Below are 13420 nucleotides of genomic sequence, written 5' to 3' on the forward strand. Positions count from 1 at the left end.
TCTCCTAGTCGAACACCAGCGATTCCACGAAGGTCTCCACTTCCGTCCGCAGGCGCTCGAAGGTGAACAGCTTCTCCTCGTACTCGAGCGCGAGATGCGGCAGGCCCATGAGCTCCACCTGCTGCTTGAACGGGACGTAGTCGAAGTACGCGGGCTCGCAGAACTTCGCCATCAGGAAGATCACGGCGTCGGCCCGCGAGACCTTGGTCTTCTCCGCCAGGCCGAGCCAGCGCGGCTTGCGGAAGTCGTGCCGCACCGAGGAATAGACCGAGCGGTTCACGTAGGCCTCGGCGAGCGCGAGCACCGGGTCGCCCGCGGAGGGCACGTCTTCGGTGAACCAGCGCGGCGCGAGCGCGAAGTCGTCTTCCACGATGTCGCAGCCGGCCTCCTCGATCAGGCGAATCACCTCCAGCGGCGGCTGCTCGCAGAATGCGCCTTCGACCACCACGCGCAGCGAGTCGCGCTTCTTTGCGCCGCGCCGCGGCGCGGACGCCGCCACCTGCTCCAGCAGCGCGATGTGCTCCTCGACCGGCATCACGTTGCCGGCGCGCACCACGACGTAACACTCCCAGGCGCGCAACAGGTGCGGCGAGGCGGCGCGCAGCGCATAGAGCCGGCGCACCAGCTCGCGCTGGCGATTGAAGAGCGCGATGCTCGCGCGCAGCTTGTCGTCGTTGAAGTCGCCGCCGATAGTGGTGAGTTCGCCGATCAGGCGGCGGTACTCGGCCGCCAGGAACTCCACGCTGGCCGGCGACGACGGATTGTGCGGCAGGTGAAGGAAGTCGATGTACTTCTGCGGAAAGTTGCGCTTCATCACGAACGCCAGGTTGCGCGCCGAATCGCAGATGGAGGAGAACAGCAGCCCCTCGAACGGCTCGAGGTGGCCGGTCATGCCCATCTCCAGCGTCGTCTTGATGATGGAGCAGATGAAGGAGCCGAAGCGCGCGTCGGCATGCTGGATGTCGAGGCGGTCGCCGGCGCCCGCCAGTCCGACCGGCAACATGCCGGCGGCGTGCAGGATCTCGACCGGAGCGTACACCGGGAAGAAGCCCACGGCCTTGCGGCCCGGGTTCGCTTCCTTCCAGCGGCGCACCGCGGGGAAGGAGAGGTCCTCCAGCAGGTCGCGATATCTATCGAACGTTCGTTCTATTTCGAGGTCCAGCATGGAGTATGAATACCCCCGCTGCGGAACGTCACCTGTGACGGCGGTCACCGGGCATTGTGAGGCTCCCCTGCCGGCGAAGATCGGCCGCGCAGAGTGCGGGCGGGATCGCCACCGTCCAGTCCGAGGCGTCAGTCGTGTCCCGAAGAACGCCCGCGATACTTGCTCCCGTAATGGTCGTCGACCAGAGGCCAAATAAACATCCTGTGGTGACCGCGGTCACCGACGCATAAGACCGCGCTGTTGACAGTATCTGTGGAGGCGCCCCATGCCCCTGCGTGAGCATCGTGTCCTCGATGCTGCGGCGCCGGGAGCGCTCATCCGAGCGTTGCAGCGCCGTGACTACCGCGTCCTAGGCCCGACCGTGCGCGACGCGGCCATCGTCCTCGACGAGTTGCACAGCGCCGCGGACCTCCCCGTCAGTTGGAGCGACGCGCAAGCCCCTGGCATCTACCGCATCGTTCCCCAGGAACATCAGGCTTACTTCGCATACGGCAACGGACCGCACAGCTGGAAGAAGTACCTGCACCCGCCGCAGAGCACGCTCTTCACCGCCGAGCGCGAGAACTGCGGCTTCCGGATCCTCGAGCCGGAACCGCGCGACCAGCGGGCGATGGCCTTCCTCGGAGTGCACGCCTGCGACCTCGCAGCCATCGCGCGCCTCGAGCAAGCGCTGACCGCGGGCGGGGATGCGGGCTGTGCGGCGCGCCGGCAGCGGACGTTCCTGGTCGCCATCCAGTGCCTCCATGCCGGCGGCGCCTGCTTCTGCGCCGCGATGCAGGCCGGGCCGCGCGTGGCAGACGGATACGATCTGGTGATCGCCGAGCTGCACGGTCCGCCGCACCACTTCCTGGCGGCGGCGGGGAGCGAGCGTGGCGCCGAGGTGCTGGCCGAGCTGGAGTCGGCGGCGGCCGGCCCAGGCGACCTGCGCGAACTCGAGCAAGGCATCGCGCGCGCCGCACAAGAGCAGGCGCGCAAGCTCGACTCCGCCGCGTCCCACGAGCTGCTCGCGCGCGTCTTCGACGACGCGCACTGGGACAAGATCGCCGCGCGGTGCCTCGGCTGCGGCAACTGCACCTCCGTCTGCCCCACCTGCTTCTGCACAACGGTGGAGGACGGCAGCGACGTGACCGGCAAGCACGCCACGCGCTGCCGGCACTGGGATTCCTGCTTCAACCCTGACTTTTCCTACATCCACGGCGGGAGCATCCGCGCCTCGCTGCGCGCGCGTTACCGCCAGTGGATGAGCCACAAGCTCGGAGCGTGGATCGACCAGTTCGGAGCGCACGGCTGCGTCGGATGCGGCCGCTGTCTCACCTGGTGTCCGGTGGGGATCGACCTCACCGAGGAGTTCCACGCGCTCCAGGAGGCATCGCATGGAAACTCTTGAGCGCATCATCGCCGAACATCCCTATCTCTCCGGGATCGACCCGCAGTGGATCGAGCTGCTGAGCGGCTGCGCGGCGAACCGCAAGTACGAGCCCGGGAGCTACATCTTCCGCGAGGGTCAGGAAGCGAACGAATTCTTCCTCGTCCGCTCGGGACGCATCGCGGTGGAGATGGCGATGCCGAACCATGACCCGATCACGGTCGCCACCGTGTTGGACGGCGACGTGCTCGGCTGGTCCTGGCTGCTGCCGCCTTATCAATGGAAGTTCCAGGGCCGCGTGGTGGAGCCGACGCGCGTCTTCGCGCTCGACGGCAAGTGTCTCCGCCAGAAATGCGAAGCCAACCACGACCTGGGCTACGAGCTGCTGAAGCGCTTCTGCAAGATCATCGACCGGCGCCTCGACCAGGCGCGCTTCCAGCTCCTCGACGTCTACGCGGTGGCGCGGTGACGTCATGGTGACCATCCCTGTTCCCGAAGTCGCCGCCACGCCAGGGTTCCTGGTGCCGGAGCCGTTCGTCGTCCGCCGCCTGACGCGCGAGACGCAGGACACCTTCACGCTCACCGTTGCGTCGCACGGTGGCGGGGACACCAGCTTCGTCCCGGGTCAGTTCAGCATGCTGTGGTCCTACGGGGTGGGCGAGGTTCCCATCTCCATCAGCGGCGACCCCGCCGAGCACGACTGCCTGAGCTACACCATTCGCAGCGTCGGCGCCGCGACGCAGGCGCTGGTAGGCCGCCGCGCAGGCGAGACCATCGGGGTACGTGGGCCGTTCGGCCACGGCTGGCCGCTCGCCGAGGCGCGTGGGCGCGACGTCCTGATCGTCGCCGGCGGCATCGGTCTGGCGCCGCTGCGCGGCGTGATCTACCACGTGCTCCGCAACCGCCGCGACTACGGCCGCCTCATCCTCTTATATGGGTCGCGCAGCCCGAAGGACCTGCTCTACCGCAAGGAGCTTGCCGCTTGGGCGCGCCTCCCGGACACCCAGGCGCTGGTCACGGTGGACTACGGCGGCCTGAACTGGCACGGCCGCGTCGGCGTCGTGACGACACTGTTCAAGTACGCGCGGCTGCATCCGGAGCGCACGACCGCCATGGTCTGCGGCCCCGAGATCATGATGCGCTTCGTCATCCGCGAACTGCGCGCCGGCGGCTTCGCGCGCGAAGACATCCACCTCTCGCTGGAACGCAACATGCGCTGTGGCAGCGGTTTTTGCGGCCACTGCCAGTGGGGCCCGTGGTTTATCTGCAAGGACGGCCCGGTCTTCCGCTATGACCGCATCCGGCCGCTGGTGGATCGCCATGAGCTCTAAGACGAAGCGCAAGCCCAAGATCGCCGTGTTCAAGTTCGCCTCGTGCGACGGCTGCCAGCTCAGCCTGCTCGACGCCGAAGACGAGCTGCTCGCCATCGTCGGCGAGGTCGAGCTCGCCTACTTCCCGGAGGCGACGCGCGCCGCGCTGCGTGGGCCCTACGACATCGGGCTGGTAGAAGGCTCGATCACCACGCACCACGACGCCCAGCGCATCCAGCAGGTGCGCCGGCAGTGCAAGACGCTGGTCACCCTCGGCGCCTGCGCGACCGCCGGCGGCATCCAGGCGTTGCGCAACTGGAAGGACGTCGATGAGTTCGTGCGCGTCGTGTATGCCTCGCCGCAGTTCATCAGCACCCTCAAGTTGTCCACCCCGATCAGCGAGCACGTGCCGGTGGATTTTGAGCTGCGCGGCTGCCCGATCAGCAAAGCGCACCTGCTGGAGTTGCTGAGCGCCACGCTCATCGGGCGCAAGCCCAACATCCCAGCTCACAGCGTCTGCCTGGAGTGCAAGCGCCGTGGCCAGGTGTGCGTGCTGGTCGCACGCGGCGAGCCGTGCCTGGGACCGGTGACGCAGGCCGGCTGCGGCGCGCTCTGCCCGGGATTCGACCGCGGCTGCTTCGGATGCTTCGGCCCGGTCGCCGGGGCGAACACCGCGGCGCTCACCGCGCAACTGCTCGCCCTGGGCCAAAAGGACTATCAGCTCGCCCGGCTCTTTCGCGGCTTCAACGCCTGGTCGTGGCCGTTCCGCAAAGCCAGTGAGGAGTGTGAAAAGCGATGACGACTGCTTCCGCGTCCCGGACCATCCGCGTGGAGACGCTGGCCCGCGTGGAGGGCGAGGGCGCGCTCTACATCAAGCTGGCGGGCGAGCACGTCACCGACGTCAAGCTCAGCATCTATGAGCCGCCCCGCATGTTCGAGGCGTTCCTGCGCGGCCGGCACTTCAGCGAGGTCCCCGACATCACGGCGCGCATCTGCGGCATCTGCCCGTTCGCGTACCAGATGAGCTCGGTGCATGCGCTCGAGGCCGCGCTCGGCGTCACCATCGATCCCGCGGTGCGGCTGCTGCGACGCCTCTTCTACTGCGGCGAGTGGATCGAGAGCCATGCGCTCCACATTTACATGCTGCACGCCCCCGACTTCCTGGGTTTTCAGGATGCGGTGGCGATGGCCGCGCAGCACCGCGAGCTGGTGGAGCGCGCGCTGCGGTTGAAGAAGGTCGGCAACACGCTGATGGTCGTGCTCGGCGGGCGCGAGATCCATCCCATCTCGGCGACCGTGGGCGGGTTCTACAAAACGCCGCGCAAGCAGCAGCTCACCGCGCTCGTCCCCGAGCTGGAGTGGGCGCTCGAAGCCGCGCTTCAGACGGTCGAGTTCACGTCGAAGCTCGAGTTCCCCGACTTCGAGCAGGATTACATATTCGTCGCGTTGCACCATCCGCAGGAGTATCCGCTGAATGAAGGGCGGATCGTCTCCAGCAGCGGGCTCGACATCCGCGCCGCGGAGTACGAGGAGCACTTCGTCGAGTCGCACGTGAAGCACTCGAACGCGCTGCATTCCACGCTGCGCGGCCGCGGCTCATACCTGGTGGGACCGCTCGCGCGCTTCAGCCTCGACTACGAGCAGCTGCCACGCGAGGCGCAACAGGCCGCGGTGGCGGCCGGGCTGAAGCCCCCGGTGAAGAATCCGTTCCGCAGCATCGTGGTGCGCGCGGTCGAGCTGGTGTTCGCATGCGCCGAGGCGCTGCGCCTCATCCGCGAATACGAACCGCCGGCGGCTTCGCGCGTCGAAGTGGCCGCCGGGCCCGGCGTCGGGCACGCGGCGACCGAGGCGCCGCGCGGCCTGCTCTACCACCGCTATTTGCTCGACGACCATGGCCTGGTCCGCGCCGCCAAGATCGTGCCGCCGACGGCGCAGAACCAGAAGCGCATCGAGGACGACCTGCGCGAGTACGCGGCCCGGCTCAGCGGCTGGCCGCTGGCGGATGCAACCTGGAAGTGCGAGCAGGCCGTGCGCAACTACGACCCGTGCATCTCGTGCGCCACGCACTTCCTGAAAGTCACCATCGAGCAGGAGCGCCCGTGAAGATCATCGCGTGCGGTAATCCTTATCGTCGCGACGATGCTGCCGCCCTCCTCGTAGCCGAGCGCTTGCAGGCGTTCGGCATCGACGTAGAAGTCTGCTCCGGCGAGACCAGTGACTTGATGGCGGTCTGGGAAGATGCCGACCGCGTCATCCTGATCGACGCAGTCATGACCGGGGCGCCGCCGGGAACGATCCACGTCTGGGACAGCTCCGTGCCCGGCCTCGTTTCCGGCGCGCTGCCCTCCACCCACGGGCTGGGCGTGGCCGAAGCCTTCCGCCTGGTCCAGGTCCTGGGCCGGGCGCCGGCCTGCATCCGCGTCTACGGCATCGAAGCCGCGGGTTTCGAGCTGGGCGCATCGCCTTCGGCTCCGGTGACCGCCGCCGCCGAACAGCTTGCGGCGCGGATTGCCGGCGAGATCGGGGCGCACCCATGTGCCTAGCCATTCCAGGCCGTGTGGTCAGCATCATGCCCGGCGAGCAGTCGCTCGCTGTGGTCGACTTCGGCGGCATTACGCGCGACGTCCAGTTGCAGTTCGTGCCCGAGACCCGGCCCGGGGACTTCGTCCTGGTGCACGTCGGGTTCGCCATCGCGCGCATCGACGCGGAAGCCGCCGCGCGCACCTCCGCGCTGCTGGCCGAGATGGCGGGATTGGAAGACACGCTTGCCGGGGAAGATCCGTGAGGACCTGTGCGCTACCTCGACGAATATCGTGATGCCCGGCTGGCCCGCGCGCTCGCGGCACAGATCGCCCGGCGCGCGACTCGCCCGTGGACCCTGATGGAGATCTGTGGCGGCCAGACGCACACGCTGATGCGCTACGGCATCGACGAGCTCCTGCCCGAGAGCGTGCGGTTCCTGCATGGTCCCGGCTGCCCGGTCTGCGTCACGCCGCCCGCAATGATCGACAAGGCCATCGCGCTGGCCGGCCGGACTGACGTCGTCCTCGCCTCGTTCGGCGACATGCTGCGGGTCCCGGGCTCGCACCGCGACCTGCTCGGCGCCCGCGCGCTCGGCGGCGACGTTCGCGTGGTGTATTCCCCCATGGATGCCGTGCAGCTCGCGCGCGACAACCCGGAGAAGAGCGTCGTCTTCTTCGCGATCGGGTTCGAGACCACCGCCCCGGCGAACGCGGCTGCGGTCCGGCGGGCGCGCGACGAAGGAGTGCGGAACTTCTTCCTGCTCGTCTCCCACCTGCTGGTCCCCCCGGCGATGCGGCTGCTGCTTGCCGCTCCGGACAACCAGGTGGAGGGGCTCATCGCGCCCGGGCACGTCTGCACCGTGATGGGCGCCATGGAGTACGAGGCGCTCGCGCGCGACTTTCGCATCCCCATCGTGATCGCCGGGTTCGAGCCTGTGGACCTGCTGCAGGCGACCGCGATGCTGGTGGCGCAGCTCGAGCGGGGCACGCACGAACTGCAGAACCAATACGTCCGCACGGTCGCGCGCCTCGGCAACCAGGAAGCGCAGCGCATGATCGCGGAGGTCTTCGAGGTCTGCGACCGCGAGTGGCGCGCGCTCGGGCCCATCGCCGCAAGCGGCTTGCGCCTGCGTCCCGAATACGCCGCGCACGACGCCGAGTCGCGCTTCGAACTCGCCGTCGAGCCGGCGCCCGAACCGCTCGGATGCATCAGCGCCGAAGTGTTGCGCGGCGTGAAGGAGCCGACCGAGTGCCCGTCCTTCGCGACGACATGCACTCCGCTGACGCCGCTGGGCGCGGGCATGGTCTCGAGCGAAGGCGCCTGCGCCGCCTACTACCGCTATCGCCGCCGTGCGGGGAACGCTCGATGACGACCGTCCTCAAGCCGGCCGTCACTTGTCCCGCTCCGGTCAGCGAGCGCCGCACCATCCTGCTGGGACACGGCAGTGGCGGCCGGCTCTCCGCCGAGCTGTTGCATGAGCTTTTCCTGCCGGCCTTCTCCAACGCGACGCTGGCGCGGCTGGATGACCAGGCCGTGCTGCCGGTCGGCAACGCCCGCATCGCCTTCACCACCGATTCGTTCGTCGTGCGGCCGCTCTTCTTCCCCGGCGGCGACATTGGTTCCCTCGCCGTCAACGGCACCGTCAACGATCTGGCGATGGCCGGCGCGCGCCCGCTCTGGCTGAGCGTAGCGTTCCTCCTGGAAGAAGGCTTTCCGCTCGACGACCTGCGCCGCATCGTCGAATCCGCGCGGGCGGCGGCGGAAGCGGCCGGCGTGGAGATCGTGACGGGCGATACGAAGGTCGTGGAGCACGGCGCCGCCGACGGTCTCTTTGTCAACACCTCCGGCATCGGGCTGGTGCCGGAGCAGCTCGAACTTTCTTGCGACCGCGCGCGCCCCGGCGATCGCGTGCTGCTGAGCGGCAGCCTCGGGGAACATGGCATCGCGGTGCTCGCCGCGCGCGATGGCCTCGGCCTGACCACCACCATCGCGAGTGATTGCTCCGCGCTCCACACGCTGGTGGAGGAGATGCTCGCGGCGGCGCCTGGGATCCGCTGCATGCGTGACCCTACGCGTGGTGGACTGGCCAGCGCGCTGAACGAGATCGCCGCCAAGTCCGGCGTGGCCATCGAGTTGCAGGATGCTGCGATCCCGATCGGCGAGCAAGTGCGCGGCGCCTGCGAGTTGCTGGGTTTGGACCCGCTCTATGTCGCGAACGAGGGGAAGCTGGTGGCTATCGTCGCGCGCGAAGCGGCCGAGCCCGTGCTCGCGGCCATGCGCCGCCACCCGCTCGGCCGCCAGGCGCAGGTCATCGGCGCGGTTGCGGATGCGCCAGCCGGGCTCGTGACCGTGCGCACGACGCTCGGGACCTGCCGGACCGTGGACATGCTGGCAGGCGACCAGCTTCCGAGGATCTGCTGATGCACGAACTCGCCATCGCCAACAGCGTGCTCGAATCCGCCCGCAAGACCGCGGCGGCGCACGGCCTGCCTCTCCGGCGGATCGGTCTCCGCATCGGCGCGTGGGCCGGGGTCGATCCGGAGGCGCTACGCGACGGCTTTGGCTTGCTGGTGAGCAACACCGAATTCGCGGGAGTCGAGCTGGAGATCGAGCGCTCGCGGTCGGAGCACGAGTTGCAACTTGCGTATGTCGAGCTGGAGGAGCCATGAACAAGATCGAAGTCGAGAAGAAAGTGCTGAGTGCGAACGACCGGACGGCGGAGCTGCTGCGCCGGGCGTTCAGCGAGTACGGCGTCCTCTGTTTGAACCTGATCAGCTCCCCGGGTGCGGGCAAGACCACGCTGCTGGAGCGCACGTTGGCGAGCGTCGCCGGCAACACGCGGCTGGCGGTGCTCACGGGCGACGTGCAGACCGACGCCGACGCGCGTCGGCTCGCACAGTACGGATTCCCCGTGAAGCAGATCACGACGGGCGGCGGCTGCCACCTCACCGCGGGGCTGGTGGAGCACGCGTTGCAGGGGTGGTCGCTCGCCGACCTGGACATCCTGTTCATCGAGAACGTCGGGAACCTGATCTGCCCCGCGGCCTATGACCTGGGCGAGAGCGCAAAGATCGTGCTCCTGAGCGTGACCGAAGGCGACGAGAAGCCGCTGAAGTATCCTGCGATCTTTTCGCGCGCCGCGCTGATGGTGCTGACGAAGGTGGACCTGCTGGCCTACGTCCCGTTCCAGGCCGGGCGTGCCATCGCGAACGCGCGCAGTGTGAACCCGCGCCTCGAGACCATCGAGCTCTCCTGCATGAGCGACCATGGCCTGGCGGACTGGGAACGCTGGCTGGCAGCCCGTCATCCGCGCCTCCAGTTCGCGGAACCTCTGCTGGTGTGAGATGGAAATAAGGAAAGCCATCGGCGTTGCCGGCATCGTGCAGGGCGTGGGCTTCCGCCCGTACGTCTACCGGTTGGCAGCCTGGCGGCAGCTGCGCGGATTCGTTACCAATACCGCCGCCGGCGTCAGCATCGAGGTGCAGGGTCCCGCTGCGGACGTGGAGGACTTCGTGCGCCGCCTTCCCGTCGAGGCGCCGGCGCTGGCGCGGGTCACCGGGGTGACGGTGACCGAGCTGCCGTGCACGCCGGAGGCGGACTTCCGCATCGTCGCCAGCCGCCACGGCGACGCGGTGCAGACGCTCATCCCGCCCGACGTCGCCACCTGCCCGGCGTGCCTGCGGGAGCTGCTTGATCCTGCGGACCGCCGTTATCGCTACCCCTTCATCAATTGCACCGATTGCGGGCCGCGCTTCACCATCACGCGCTGCCTGCCGTATGACCGGCCGTACACCTCGATGGCGCCGTTCGAGATGTGTCCGGCGTGCCAGAACGAGTACGACGATCCGGCGGACCGCCGCTTCCACGCGCAGCCGAACGGCTGCTGGGAGTGCGGCCCGAGGCTCCAGCTGTGGGAGCGCGACGAGGTCAGGCTGAGCGTCGCCGATCCTGTCGCCGCGGCCGCCGAAGCCCTGCGCTGCGGCAAGATCGTGGCGGTCAAGGGCGTCGGCGGCTTTCATCTTGCCGTCGACGCCACCAATGCAGAGGCGGTCGACCGCCTGCGGGAGCGCAAGCAGCGCGTCGACAAACCCTTCGCCGTGATGATCGCCGATCTCGCCGCGGCCCGCGCGTTCTGCGAAGTGGACGAGCCGGCTGCTGCCCTGCTCCAGCAGCCGCAACGCCCCATCGTGCTTTTGCCGCGCCGGCCCGGGACGGCGATCGCCGACGCGGTGGCTCCTTTCCAGCGGACGCTCGGGCTGTTCCTGCCCTACACCCCGTTGCACCACCTGCTGCTCAAGGACTCGCGCCTGCCCGCGCTCGTGATGACCAGCGGCAACCGGAGCGAGGAGCCCATCGCGATCGACAACCGCGAGGCGCGCGCGCGCCTGCGCACGCTGGCGGACCTCTTTCTCGTGCACGACCGCGAGATCCTGCTGCGCTGCGACGACTCGGTGGTGCGGCCGGCCGCGGGTCGCGCGCGGGTCATCCGCCGCGCGCGTGGTCACGTCCCCGTGCCCATTTTCCTGCACCGCACGGTTCCGGCCATCCTCGCGGTCGGCGGCGAGATGAAGAACACCATCTGCCTCGCCCAGGGAAAACACGCGTTCCTCAGCCAGCACGTCGGCGAGCTCGAGAATGCCGAGGCGCAGCGCTTCTTCGAGGAAGCGGTAGCCCATCTCCAGCATATCGCGCAGATCACGCCGGTCGTCGTCGCGCACGACATGCATCCCGACTACTTCACGACCCGCTGGGCGGAGCGCCGGCACGGCGTTCGCCGGGTCGCGGTGCAGCATCATCACGCGCATCTCGCCAGCTGCATGGCGGAGAACCACCTCGCCGGCGAGACCATCGGGATCATCCTCGACGGCACCGGGTACGGTACGGACGGCCGCATCTGGGGAGGCGAGGTGCTGGTCGGCGGCTACGCCGGGTTCCGCCGCGCCGCGCACCTGAAGTACGTCGCGATGCCGGGAGGCGAGGCGGCCGTGCGCGAGCCGTGGCGAATGGCGGTCGCGCACCTCGCTGCGGCGATGGAGATCGAGCAGCTCGAACCTGTGCTGCTGCGGCTCGCGCCGGAGCCGAGCTGGCGGACGCTGCTGCGGATGATCGAGCGCCGCCTGAACTCGCCGCTCACCTCGAGCTGCGGCCGCTTGTTCGACGCCGTCGCCGCGCTGCTCGGCGTGCGCAGTCGCGTCAACTACGAAGCCCAGGCCGCCATCGAGCTCGAGGCTCGGATGGGTGCCGGCAACGACGCCCGGGGCAGCTACCCGTTCGCGATCACGGAGGAAGCGGGCGTGCGCATCATCGATCCTTCGCCGATGTTCCAGGAGCTCCTGCGCGATCTGGCGCGGGGCGAAAGCAAGAGCGTCATGAGCCGGCGCTTCCACCGCGGCCTGGTGGACGCGTTCTCGGCGGTGGCGTGCGCGCTCGCCGGCGAGACCGGCCTCGACCGCGTATGCCTCAGCGGTGGAAGCTTCCAGAATGTATTCCTGCTCGAGCAGCTCACCGCCGCGCTCGAGCATGCCGGGCTGCGCGTCTACAGCCAGGCGGAAGTTCCCACCGGAGATGGCGGAATTTCCCTGGGACAGGCCATGGTGGCTGCCCACGTTGATCTCTAGAGACGCTCGTCCAAATATCTCAAGCTGCGGGGAACCTCTAGAGGGGCAACTCGTCCGCACCTGCAGTCCGGATCATGGGGCCCTAGATAGTGCCCGATCCTCAGTGAGTCTCAGTCTCCGGATTGAGGAGTGCGTACCAGCTTCTCAGGATCGTAGCCGACATCTGCGATCTTCTTTGCGAGTCGCGCGTACAGCGACTGGTCCATGCGGGGCTCCCGGCTGAGTATCCAGAGGTACTTGCGTGAGGGTTCTCCCACGACGGCATACTCGTACTCCGGGCCCAGGTCGAGGATCCAGTACTTGCCATAGAAAGGCCAGAAGAACGTCACCTTGAGCTTGGAATTGGAAGCTCTGTCGGTGACCTTTGCCGTGCCCACGGCCCGCTTTGTCTTACCTTCCTTGGAGCGGCACTCATTGACAACTTCTACTGTTCCGTCGGGCCGCAAGGTGTATGTGGCCGAGGTGTCGCCCGCGCAGTCCTTCTGGAAGCGGTTCGGATAGCGAGCGATCTCATACCACTTACCGACGTAGCGCTTCAGGTCAACGTGCGCGACTGTTGGTAATTGCGCGTTCGTGCTTGCCAGAGACTCCGTCATCATTCCACTCGCTAAGATCGCAAGAACCCAGAAGCCCACGACGAGTCGTTTCCGTTTCATCATGTCAAGGCGACCTATTGCTGCCGTTCGCTGAACCGCTAATCAGTCTACCTGGGGCGCACAGGGTAGCGAACCGTGGTGACCGGGGTCCTACTTGCAGAAAGCCTTTCGATGTAATCTTCGAAAGAGCCACAAAGAAAGAATGGTCGGCGAGAGGGGATTTGAACCTCCGACCCCCTGGTCCCGAAACACCAGCTACATCGCTATGTGATTGTCCCGTTTAGGTTGGCTCTGCGTCGTGCAGCATCGTTTTGCGGGGTTTTCGGCAGCTATTGGACCCAAGTTGGACCCAAGTCTCTCGGAAGCATCGTCGTAGTAATTTCAGTGTTAGAACGCTAGTTGCTTGCCAAGGGTTCAAGCGTCCTTGTTCCTCGAGGTTGGCCCGCGCTGTACATCATGGACTCAAGCCCGATGCGAGCGGGGTTCTTCCCGGGTTATGGATCAGTTGCTCGTAACGTGCGTCTGTCGCGGAGGTGTTCGCGCAGGTAGGCTGGCTTTTTTCTGAAGCTGGGCGATCTCGACCGCGATACGCAGCAGCTCGGAGACGCTCCACGCCTGAGCGATGCAGCCCCGCGGCGTATGTGGTACGTCGGCATCCAGGATCTCTGACACCTGGCCGAGACCTGCTTCCGCCAAGTGATCTTCGAAGCCGGCCAGGATCTCGTTGGCACGCCTGCTTGCGGCGAGGCTGCTTTCGTGTAGCCGCAGATAGGCGCTAAGAAACGGCCCAATCAGCCACGGCCACACCGTTCCCTGGTGATACACCGAATCGCGGTGGTAGG

The 13420-nt window shown here is 67.6% G+C and carries 15 protein-coding genes; 12 read left to right on the forward strand and 3 right to left on the reverse strand.

Features of this window, described 5'->3' with window-relative positions; genetic code table 11:
* Positions 1-4 precede the first annotated feature (4 nt).
* On the reverse strand, positions 5-1165 hold the full coding sequence (locus tag VLA96_14175; GenBank protein HSE50349.1) for a 2-hydroxyacyl-CoA dehydratase: 1161 nt from the start codon (positions 1163-1165) through the stop codon (positions 5-7).
* Positions 1166-1430: 265 nt separating this feature from the next.
* On the opposite strand from VLA96_14175, the gene VLA96_14180 reads away from it, so the two are divergent.
* The 12 genes from VLA96_14180 to hypF are packed head-to-tail and all read left to right on the forward strand — an operon-like array spanning position 1431 to position 11982.
* Positions 1431-2552, forward strand: a complete 1122-nt coding sequence (locus VLA96_14180; protein ID HSE50350.1) for a 4Fe-4S dicluster domain-containing protein — start codon at positions 1431-1433, stop codon at positions 2550-2552.
* Positions 2539-3000 carry a cyclic nucleotide-binding domain-containing protein gene (locus VLA96_14185; protein HSE50351.1) on the forward strand — a complete coding sequence of 154 codons (462 nt, stop codon included), beginning with the start codon at positions 2539-2541 and terminating at the stop codon, positions 2998-3000. Before VLA96_14180 ends, VLA96_14185 begins: the two co-directional genes overlap by 14 nt.
* 4 nt (positions 3001-3004) lie before the next feature.
* On the forward strand, positions 3005-3862 hold the full coding sequence (locus VLA96_14190) for an FAD/NAD(P)-binding protein (GenBank protein HSE50352.1): 858 nt from the start codon (positions 3005-3007) through the stop codon (positions 3860-3862).
* A complete protein-coding gene (locus VLA96_14195; GenBank protein ID HSE50353.1) occupies positions 3852-4640 on the forward strand; it encodes a hypothetical protein in 789 nt (262 codons plus the stop codon). Before VLA96_14190 ends, VLA96_14195 begins: the two co-directional genes overlap by 11 nt.
* Complete coding sequence (locus VLA96_14200) at positions 4637-5944, forward strand: Ni/Fe hydrogenase subunit alpha (protein HSE50354.1); 1308 nt, start codon at positions 4637-4639, stop codon at positions 5942-5944. Before VLA96_14195 ends, VLA96_14200 begins: the two co-directional genes overlap by 4 nt.
* Positions 5941-6384 (forward strand): hydrogenase maturation protease, encoded by a 444-nt coding sequence (locus VLA96_14205; protein ID HSE50355.1) that lies wholly within the window; start codon positions 5941-5943, stop codon positions 6382-6384. The genes VLA96_14200 and VLA96_14205 overlap by 4 nt, the downstream gene beginning before the upstream one ends.
* Positions 6385-6398: 14 nt before the next feature.
* Positions 6399-6626, forward strand: a complete 228-nt coding sequence (locus VLA96_14210; protein ID HSE50356.1) for a HypC/HybG/HupF family hydrogenase formation chaperone — start codon at positions 6399-6401, stop codon at positions 6624-6626.
* A 6-nt stretch (positions 6627-6632) separates the two neighbouring features.
* Positions 6633-7733, forward strand: a complete 1101-nt coding sequence (gene hypD, locus VLA96_14215; protein ID HSE50357.1) for a hydrogenase formation protein HypD — start codon at positions 6633-6635, stop codon at positions 7731-7733.
* Positions 7730-8785 carry a hydrogenase expression/formation protein HypE gene (gene hypE / locus VLA96_14220; GenBank protein ID HSE50358.1) on the forward strand — a complete coding sequence of 352 codons (1056 nt, stop codon included), beginning with the start codon at positions 7730-7732 and terminating at the stop codon, positions 8783-8785. The genes hypD and hypE overlap by 4 nt, the downstream gene beginning before the upstream one ends.
* Entirely contained in the window at positions 8785-9033 is a 249-nt protein-coding gene (locus VLA96_14225; GenBank protein ID HSE50359.1) for a hydrogenase maturation nickel metallochaperone HypA, read from the forward strand. The genes hypE and VLA96_14225 overlap by 1 nt, the downstream gene beginning before the upstream one ends.
* On the forward strand, positions 9030-9707 hold the full coding sequence (gene hypB / locus VLA96_14230) for a hydrogenase nickel incorporation protein HypB (protein HSE50360.1): 678 nt from the start codon (positions 9030-9032) through the stop codon (positions 9705-9707). Before VLA96_14225 ends, hypB begins: the two co-directional genes overlap by 4 nt.
* A gap of 1 nt (position 9708) precedes the next feature.
* Positions 9709-11982 carry a carbamoyltransferase HypF gene (gene hypF, locus VLA96_14235; protein ID HSE50361.1) on the forward strand — a complete coding sequence of 758 codons (2274 nt, stop codon included), beginning with the start codon at positions 9709-9711 and terminating at the stop codon, positions 11980-11982.
* Between the two features lie 110 nt (positions 11983-12092).
* Here hypF and VLA96_14240 read toward each other — a convergent pair whose 3' ends face one another.
* Together VLA96_14240 and VLA96_14245 are read right to left on the reverse strand one after the other, a co-directional pair.
* Positions 12093-12638 carry a lipocalin family protein gene (locus VLA96_14240; GenBank protein ID HSE50362.1) on the reverse strand — a complete coding sequence of 182 codons (546 nt, stop codon included), beginning with the start codon at positions 12636-12638 and terminating at the stop codon, positions 12093-12095.
* A gap of 441 nt (positions 12639-13079) precedes the next feature.
* Positions 13080-13420 (reverse strand): amylo-alpha-1,6-glucosidase (locus VLA96_14245; protein ID HSE50363.1); only part of this gene is annotated, 341 nt, incomplete at its 5' end.

The organism is Terriglobales bacterium (assembly GCA_035457425.1).
In the GTDB taxonomy this organism is placed as follows: Bacteria; Acidobacteriota; Terriglobia; order Terriglobales; family Acidobacteriaceae; genus JACPNR01.